Raw genomic sequence first — 9,062 nt, 5'->3', positions numbered from 1 at the left:
TTGAAAGATGTGCATGCGTTACAGAGCTACTTTATCCAGCGCATGGAAAAATACCTGAACAGCAAAGGACGCCGTATTATTGGCTGGGACGAGATCCTGGAAGGCGGCCTGGCCCCTGATGCCACTGTAATGAGCTGGCGCGGGGAAGAAGGCGGCATAGCAGCAGCCAAACAAAAACATGATGTGATCATGACGCCGGGCAACTACTGCTATTTTGACCACTATCAATCCAAAGGAAAAAATGAGCCTGTTGCCATTGGCGGCTATACACCGGTAAGTGAGGTATACAGCTACGAGCCTGTACCTGCCGGCTTAAGCAAGGAAGAAGCTACCTACATACAAGGCGCACAGGCCAATGTATGGTCTGAATATATGCTGAACGCGGAGCACGTGGAATACATGGTGTACCCCCGCGCAACCGCCATGGCAGAGGTTTTATGGAGCCCTGCTGAAAAACGTAATTACGATGATTTTGTGGAAAGGCTGAAGCAGCACCTGCACCGCCTGGATATGAAAAAAGTGAACTACGCCAAACATGTATTTGAGATACGCGGTGAGGCCGACAGCACTGCCAGCGGCGTATCCGTAAAGCTGGACAGCAAGCTGGATGGCGGCAAGATCTTTTACACTACAGATGGCAGCACCCCTACCCCTCAGGCTACTGCTTATACCAATCCTATAGTGATAGACAAGGCAGAAACCATCCGCGCGCTGGTGTTCCTGGATGGTAAACCTTACGGCAATGAGTACACGCAGCCATTTGTGTTCCATAAAGCGCTGGCTAAAAAAGTTACCCTGGCGCAGCCGCCCAATGGCAACTACAATCCCGGCAGCCCCTTTGCATTGGTGAATGGTATTGAGGGCGTAAAGGAATACAATGATAACCAGTGGTTTGGCTACAGCGGCAACAACATGGAAGCCACGGTGGACCTGGATAGTGTGCAGGACATTCACTCCGTAGGCGTGAACATCCTGAATGCCAAGGGCCCGGGCATTTACCCGCCCAAACAGGTAACTTTCCTGGTATCTGACGATGGACAGCATTTTAAGGAAGTATATAAACAAACTACCTTTACCAAAGAAGGCATTAACCAGGTACGGGCGCCTTTACAGCAGGTAAAAGGCCGTTATGTGAAGCTGGTAGCCCAGAATGCAGGCACCATACCGGCAGGCGCAGAGGGCGCGGGCAGCAAGGCCTGGCTTTTTGTGGACGAAGTAATAATTAATTAGTAGATGTGCAGATATGCAGATGTGCAAATATGTGAAAATTGCAGAATAAGGGCTCGCACCCAACATCTGCACATTTGCATATCTGCACATCTGCACATTAAATAACGGCTACTTTGTTAAACAACAGCTAAAAAGCTACCAGATTAGCACATTTTTATTTAATTTTCCGGCTCGTTTTTTAAACGCCTCTAATCCAAAACATCACTTACCATGACGCTTAATCACCAGGAGATCGAACTGATTGACAGTTTTGAACAGATAGCCGTGGATATTCATCCCACAGCTAAGGAAGGATCCCGCGCAGTAGCACAGGAAATAGCAGCACTAATCAAAGCAAAACAAGCCGCCAAAGAAACCTGTGTACTGGGCCTGGCCACCGGCTCTACGCCCAAGTACCTGTATGCGGAGCTGGTACGCCTGCATAAAGAAGAAGGCCTGAGCTTTAAGAATGTAGTAACCTTTAACCTGGATGAGTATTATCCCATAGAGCCGGATGCCCTGCAGAGCTACAACCGGTTCATGAAAGAGCAGTTATTTAAACATATAGATATACCGGAAGGCAATTATTTTGTACCGGACGGCACCCTGCCCAAGGAAAAAATGAAAGCTTACTGCGAAGAATACGAGCGCAGAATAGAATCTGCCGGCGGCATTGACCTGCAGGTACTGGGCATTGGTAACAACGGCCACATTGGTTTTAACGAACCCGGGGCCAGCGTAAACTCCCATACCCGCCTGGTAACGCTGGATAACAGCACCCGCCTGGCCAATGGCTTTGAGTTCCCGAATATGAGCCAGGTACCCCGTTTGGCTATTACCATGGGTATTGGCACTATTTTCAAAGCCAAACGCGTATTGCTGATGGCCTGGGGCTCACACAAAGCCAAGATCGTACGCAGGGCGGTAGAAGGCCATTACTCCGACCAGGTGCCCGCCTCCCTGCTGCAACAGCATCCGAACTGCCGCTTTGTGATAGATGAACAAGCCGCACAGGAGCTTACCCGTTATAAGGAGCCCTGGCTTACCGGCGATTGCGAATGGACACCCAGCCTGCGCCGCAAGGCAGTAACCGGCCTGGCCATGAAGCTGGATAAGCCCATTCTGATGCTCACAGATAAAGACTACAATGAGAATGGTTTAAATGACCTGATCGTGCAATACGGTTCTGCATATGAGCTGAACATTGAAGAGTTTAACGGCATCCGCGATACCATTACCGGCTGGCCCGGCGGCAAACCCGGCGCGCCCCTGCCTCAGCACCCGGAACGTTCAGTGCCTATGCCTAAACGCGTACTGATCTTCTCCCCTCACCCGGATGATGATATCATTTCCATGGGTGGTACTTTCATACGCCTGCATGAGCAGGGGCATGATGTGCATGTAGCTTACCAGACCTCCGGCAACATTGCAGTAACCGATGAATTTGTGCTGCGCTTTATTGACTTTGCCGTAGGCTTTGAAGGCATGTTTGATATAGACAGAAGCAAGAGCTCCCAGATACTGGATGAAGCAAAAGCTTTCCTGAAGATCAAGAAACCCAGCCAGAAAGATACGCCTGAAATACGCGCCATTAAAGGCCTGATACGCCGTTGCGAAGCAAAGGCCACCTGCCGTTACGTAGGTATTAAGGAAGAGAACATCCACTTCCAGAACCTGCCTTTCTATGAAACCGGTTTGGTGGAAAAGAAGCCCATGGGCGAAGAAGATGTGCAGCTGACCATGCAGTTGTTACGCGAGGTAAAACCACATCAGATCTTTTGCGCAGGCGACCTGGCCGACCCGCATGGCACCCACAAGGTATGCCTTGACATTGTGTTTGAAGCGCTTAACCGTTTGAAACATGAGGAGTTCATGAAAGATTGCTGGGTATGGCTGTACAAAGGCGCCTGGCAGGAATGGGATATCCATGAAATTGAAATGGCGGTACCCATGAGCCCCGACCAGGTGGTTCAAAAACGTTTAGGCATCTTTATTCACCAAAGCCAGAAAGATGTTGTACCTTTCCAGGGAACCGATCTGCGTGAATTCTGGCAAAGGGCCGAAGACCGCAACGCTAACACCGCTGAGCTGTATGATAAACTGGGATTACAGAAATATGCTGCGATGGAAGCTTTTGTACGGTATCATTTTATGTAAGCCATAAGGGATCACAAGTATGTATATAACGTAACACCTCCGTAAATACGGGGGTGTTATTTGTTTATAGCCATATCTTTCCAAAACTTTTTTTTCACTACACCAATCCAACCATTATAAGTACCAAGGTCCCGTACGGATACACCAACCGCCCCAAACGCAGCTCAAAAACGCCCCATTTCCGCCATCAGCAAGCGTTTCAGCCAACCGCCCATTGTTAATACAATTTAATTTCATGAACTTAGCAGGGAAGCAATGTATACTTTATAATTCCCAAAAAAGATGGCTGACAGATTCCCCATATACAAACAACTGGACACTAAAGACTGTGGCCCCACCTGTCTCAGGATCATTGCCAGGTATTATGGCAAAGACTATCCCCTGGCGCTGTTAAGAGAGTTCTGCAACATTGGTAAGGAAGGGGTATCACTACTGGGCATCAGCAATGCAGCGGAAAAAATAGGTTTTAACTCCATTGCATTAAAGGTAACTTTTGATATTCTGAAAGATAATATCACGCTGCCCTGTATTGTGCACTGGAAGCAGAACCACTTTGTAGTGGTGTATAAGATCACGGATAAATATGTGTATGTAGCGGACCCCGGCACCACCAAACAAAAGCTTAAAAAAGAAGAGTTCCTTAAGAACTGGGTAAGCACCAAAACACAGGACCAGCCGGTAGGCGTAGTGCTGGCGCTGGATGTGCTGCCTGAATTCTATGAAAAGACCTTTGATGTACGCAAGGAAAATGAAACACGGCGCGGTTTCAACTACTTAATAAAACACCTGGCAAAATACAAGCTGCTGCTGGCGCAATTGCTTATTGGCGTGCTTTTCAGCACCATTCTGCAGCTCATCTTCCCTTTCCTTACCCAAAGCATTGTAGATACGGGCATTGCCAATAAAGACCTCAATTTTGTATACCTGGTGCTGGTGGGGCAGATCATTATTTTCCTGGGCGAAACTATGGTAGGCGTAATACAGAACTGGCTGCTGCTGTACCTGGGCACGCGCGTGAACGTGGCCATGATATCGGAGTTCCTGATGAAGCTTATGAAAAAGCCCATCAAGTTCTTTGATACTAAAAACTCCGGCGATCTGCTGCAGCGTATAGAGGATCATAAACGTATAGAGGAATTTCTTACCTCCGGCACCCTGCGCCTGGTATTTTCCCTGTTTACGCTGGTGGTGTTTGCAGGGCTGTTGCTGTATTACAGCCTCAGTATTTTCCTTACCTTTTTTACCGGCGGGTTCATTTTTGTGCTATGGATCTTCTTTTTCCAGAACAAGCGAAAGGTGCTGGATTATAAACGCTTCACAGAGCTATCGCACAACAAATCCAAGCTGGTGGAGCTGATCAACGGCATGCAGGAAATAAAGCTGCAGAATGCGGAAAAACAAAAACGCTGGGACTGGCAATCCATCCAGGCGCGCCTGTTCCGCATTAATATACAATACCTTTCCCTGGAACAGTTTCAAAGGGGCGGCGCTGATTTTATTAATACCAGCAAGAACATTATCATCACTTTTATGGCGGCACGGCTGGTAATTGAAAACTCCATGACGCTGGGTGAAATGATGGCCATACAATATATTGTAGGGCAGCTGAACGTACCGCTGGCCACTTCGGTAGATTTCATCCACTCTTTCCAGGATGCCAGGATCAGTATTGAACGGGTAGGTGAAATACAGGAAGCCATTCCCGAAGAAGAAACAGACCCACTGATGATACAGGCCAGCAGGGCCGCCATGCAAAGCGAATCCATACACATAGAGAACCTGAGCTTCCGGTATGAAGGCACCCACTATTTTAATGTGCTGAAAAACCTGAACCTGCATATACCCAAGGGCAAGGTAACAGCTATTGTAGGCCGTAGCGGCAGCGGCAAAACTACTTTATTAAAGCTGCTGCTGAAATTTTATGAACCCACTACCGGCGTTATTAAAATTGACCAGGAAAACCTGACCCGTATTGATGAAAAAATCTGGAGAAGCAAATGCGGGGCCGTGCTGCAGGATGGCTTTATATTTTCCGATACCATTGCAAACAATATAGCTGTAGGCGCTGACAGTATTGATAAAACCAGCCTGCTGCATGCCGTGGAAACCGCCAACATACGGGAGTTCATAGAATCATTACCCTTAGGTTACAACACCAAAATAGGCGTGGATGGCATGGGGTTAAGCCAGGGGCAGAAACAGCGCATACTCATTGCCCGCGCAGTGTACAAGGACCCTGAATATATTTTCTTTGATGAGGCCACCAATGCGCTGGACGCGATGAATGAAAGAACCATTATTGATAACCTGGACCGGTTCTTTAAGAATAAAACCGTGATCGTTGTGGCCCACCGTTTAAGCACCGTAAAAAATGCAGACCAGATCATTGTGCTGGAAAACGGGGAGCTGGTGGAATCCGGCACCCACCGGCAGCTGGTAGACCATGCCGGCAACTACTTTAGCCTGGTAAAGAACCAGCTGGAACTAGGTACCTGATCATAAATAATAACACCAATGGATATACATGAAATGGAGATCATTAGCAATGAAGCTAATGATGCGCTGAATAAACCGCCTTCCTGGATCTTTAAATGGGGCATGCTGTCGGTAGCATTAACCGGCCTGGCCATACTGGCTTTAATGAGCATTATACCCTATACTGAAAAGCTGGTGCTGCCGGTAACACTGGATGCCGGTCATATACCCGTTCCCGTTATAAGCCCTTATACCGGTACCCTAACGGCCATTCATTTTAAGAACGGAGCGCCTGTACAAAAGAATGCCGTACTGGCCAGGCTTGGCGATAGCAGTCAGATCTCTGCGCCCGTGAGCGGTTATATTTCCCTGTACAAACATTCCTTACAAACGGCGCAGCTCATTAATGCCAACGATACACTTTGTTATATTATTCCCCAGCCGCTGCAAAAAGATACAGTGGTATATGTAGGTTTAATTAACGGGGCCGATGCGGATAAAGTAAAACCAGGCACGGGCGTTTCCCTGTTATTTAATGACCAGCGCATTGTGCTGGCAGGTTATATCCGCGAGCTGTCCCTGGTGCCTGACCCTGATGGCAAACGGGCTGTATTTATTGCTTTGCGGGATGATAGCACACAGGCTGATCAGCTGCCTTTTTATGCCAGCCTGGTAAAAGGAAATGCCCGTATTATTCTCCGTGAAAGAAAGATCATTCAGCAGCTACTACAATGATGGCTGCGCAAGCTTCATTACCTCATTCAGCACATGGTCCTTGTTATCTATGAAACCTTTCAGATCCTGCTGCAGTGGTACCTGCGGCATAATACCGCGGCCAAAGGGAATGGCGGGTAATGGCTGCACATACTGTTTTACATTTACTACAGACAGCATAATGCTGATGTGTGAATCCGGCAGCTGGTAGGTAACGCTGTTATGCCCGGTGTGCCCGTAATAACCTCCCATAGTTTCCTCTCCCACTACTATTACCTTATTCTCACTTCTTACCATACTGGCAAATAAAGAAGCTGCAGAAGCTACCTGCGGCCCTACCAGCAAATATACCTTACCGTGAAAGGCTAAGGGGTTGGGCTTCCATAAAGGATTAAAAGAAGGGTTCTGGTAATACTTACCATCTACCAGGCGGTTATGCTCTTCTTTAAAATTAGATTCCAGGTCTGGTATGTCACTGGAATCCTCTGCCTGGTAATATTGCTTAAAGGGCAGCTTTTGAAATAACGTATAGGCTTCCTGGTTCTCTTTATAGGGCTGGTAAGCCAGGTATGAAAAGGTAAGCAGGTCATTAGGATCATCCCCGCCGCCATTCTTACGGATGTCTACTACCAGGCTGGCGGCATGTTTTGTTTTTAGCAGGGTGAACACTGAATCCAGAAAACGGCTGTAAGCCTTGTGTTTGGCTGATTCCGCATTGCCCAGCGCAAAAGTATTTACCGTTAATACCGGTGCGCTGTCAGGCGCCCAGCTAAAGTAGTAGTGGTTATCCAGCAGGGTATCCAGGTATAGGGAGTGGCGTTTTTCGTACAGCTTTTCATAGGCGGTAAAGGTAACGGCAGGCAGCACTGCTGTTTTTATGGTGCTGCTGCCATAGGGCAGGTAGCTTATGTTAAACTCATCCTGCATACCATATTCAATGGCATAGTACCAGGGAAAAAAGTGTGCAATGCCTACTTTTTTGCCGGTGGTATTGTAGCCATCTGTTGTATAATAATGCCCCAGCGTTTGCAGCAGCTCCTGTGTGGTATGGCCGTTAACAGCGGTAATAATGGCGCCTGCAGGAATGCTGCCCTGGTCTGTATTTACCACCATACTATCCTGAATGATCTCCAGGGGGTAAGGGAAGAAACCTTTTTGCCCTTCCAGGCTATCCCGCAGGGCATCAGGCAAAAATACATCATCGTGCAGGCTGCCAATGTAAGTGGTAATAATGCAAAGGTATTTGTAAAACTCCGTAGTGCTGGTGTACTGCTTACCTGCCAGGGTGTTGTAGTAAGCGAAAATACTGTCTATGGATGATTTACTGTGATAGTTGTATAAACCTGCATGGGTGGCCTGTAATATGTTCTCATACAATACCAGGTCGTTCAGGTAATTGCCGGCTAAGGGCGCAGGCTTTTGCGGGGCGCAGCTTAACAGGAAACAGCAGGTGGCAATGGTAAGGGCTTTAATGGGTCCGGTCATTCCGGAAATTAGTAATTTTTTCTGAGGCGATAACAGTGTTAAAGGAAAAAGCCTTTAACACTGTTTGTGGTTGTTGTATTTAACGGGTACCCAGGATAGTTTCAGGACAGACCCCGCATGTATTGATCATGGTGGGGTTACCGGTGGGCAGCTCCTTTATGGGACTACCGGTTAGCTTTACAATTTTGATCTTGCCCAGTGTGAGCTTTTTTTCAATTTTCTTTTTCATGCAAAGTGGGTTTAAGGTAAAATAATTATTTCCGGATGCGGTCCAGCTCTGCTGCATTGCTTTTATTGCCGCTGTGCTTATCTGTTTTTTTCAGCTTGCCAAAGTTCCAGGTAAGGGCTACAATAAATAAGCGGGTTTCATTGGTATTGTAAAAACGTTCATCCAGGTTGCCTACCCTGTTCACGCCATTACTGCGGTAGGTATAGAACAGGTCTTTTACCGCCGCTTTCAGGATCACTTTATTATCTATTAATGTGTATTTACAGCCAAGGTCTACCCGGTAGCGGGCAAAGCTGCGCTGGATCACATCAATAGTGGGGCTGCGGTAAATGCCGGTGGCTTCCAGCATTAAACGCTTATTTACTTTGAATGTGTTCTTAACATTGCCGGAAAAGCTAAGGATGTTGTTATTAATGGGGGCATTGTTAAACCAGGCGGTATAGCGGTCGCTCCAGGTGCTGAGGTTTACAATGCAGGTCCACCAGTCCGTGAGCTCCTGCGTAGCGCTTACATCCAGGCTTATATTACGTGCTGTATTAAAGTTGGCAATGGTTTCTTTTGTGATGTTGGTGCTGCTATCCAGGTAAGAGATGTACGTGAAATAGTCCTTAATGGCAGCATAGCCCAGGGTAAGGGTATAATCTTCCTTAAAGGTCCAGGAGGCTTCCAGCGAATGTGTGTACTGTGGCTGCACATAAGGATTGCCCTGGTAGTATGCATAGGGCGAGTTGTAATAAATAAAGGGGTTCAGATCCTGGTAAGAGGGCCGGTCAATACGGCGGCTGTAAGAAAA

The 9,062-nt window shown here is 47.5% G+C and carries 7 protein-coding genes; 4 read left to right on the top strand and 3 right to left on the bottom strand.

What is annotated here, in order from left to right:
• From VIM87_RS03725 to VIM87_RS03710, 4 genes are all read left to right on the top strand, one after another.
• Positions 1-1,230: family 20 glycosylhydrolase (locus VIM87_RS03725; protein ID WP_331995671.1), on the top strand; the 1,230-nt coding region annotated here is incomplete at its 5' end.
• 210 nt (positions 1,231-1,440) lie between these two features.
• The gene (gene nagB / locus VIM87_RS03720; RefSeq protein ID WP_331995670.1) at positions 1,441-3,366 is read left to right on the top strand and encodes a glucosamine-6-phosphate deaminase; all 1,926 of its coding nucleotides are present in this window, start codon (positions 1,441-1,443) and stop codon (positions 3,364-3,366) included.
• A gap of 282 nt (positions 3,367-3,648) precedes the next feature.
• Positions 3,649-5,862 carry a peptidase domain-containing ABC transporter gene (locus VIM87_RS03715; RefSeq protein ID WP_331995669.1) on the top strand — a complete coding sequence of 738 codons (2,214 nt, stop codon included), beginning with the start codon at positions 3,649-3,651 and terminating at the stop codon, positions 5,860-5,862.
• Positions 5,863-5,880: 18 nt separating this feature from the next.
• Entirely contained in the window at positions 5,881-6,576 is a 696-nt protein-coding gene (locus VIM87_RS03710) for an HlyD family efflux transporter periplasmic adaptor subunit (RefSeq protein ID WP_331995668.1), read from the top strand.
• Here VIM87_RS03710 and VIM87_RS03705 read toward each other — a convergent pair.
• The 3 genes from VIM87_RS03705 to VIM87_RS03695 form a co-directional block, all read right to left on the bottom strand.
• Positions 6,568-8,040, bottom strand: coding sequence for a S41 family peptidase (locus VIM87_RS03705; RefSeq protein ID WP_331995667.1), 1,473 nt, complete (start codon positions 8,038-8,040; stop codon positions 6,568-6,570). The two genes, VIM87_RS03710 and VIM87_RS03705, sit on opposite strands and share 9 nt — an antisense overlap.
• Positions 8,041-8,119: 79 nt before the next feature.
• Positions 8,120-8,269 (bottom strand): hypothetical protein, encoded by a 150-nt coding sequence (locus tag VIM87_RS03700; protein WP_331995666.1) that lies wholly within the window; start codon positions 8,267-8,269, stop codon positions 8,120-8,122.
• Between the two features lie 25 nt (positions 8,270-8,294).
• A partial coding sequence (locus VIM87_RS03695; protein WP_331995665.1) for an outer membrane beta-barrel family protein occupies positions 8,295-9,062 on the bottom strand: 768 nt, incomplete at its 5' end.

Origin of the sequence: Chitinophaga sp. (genome assembly GCF_036569125.1) — a bacterium.
Classification (GTDB): Bacteria; Bacteroidota; Bacteroidia; order Chitinophagales; family Chitinophagaceae; genus Chitinophaga.
Note: the sequence above shows the minus strand (reverse complement) of the source record. Positions and strands in the feature narration are given on the sequence as shown.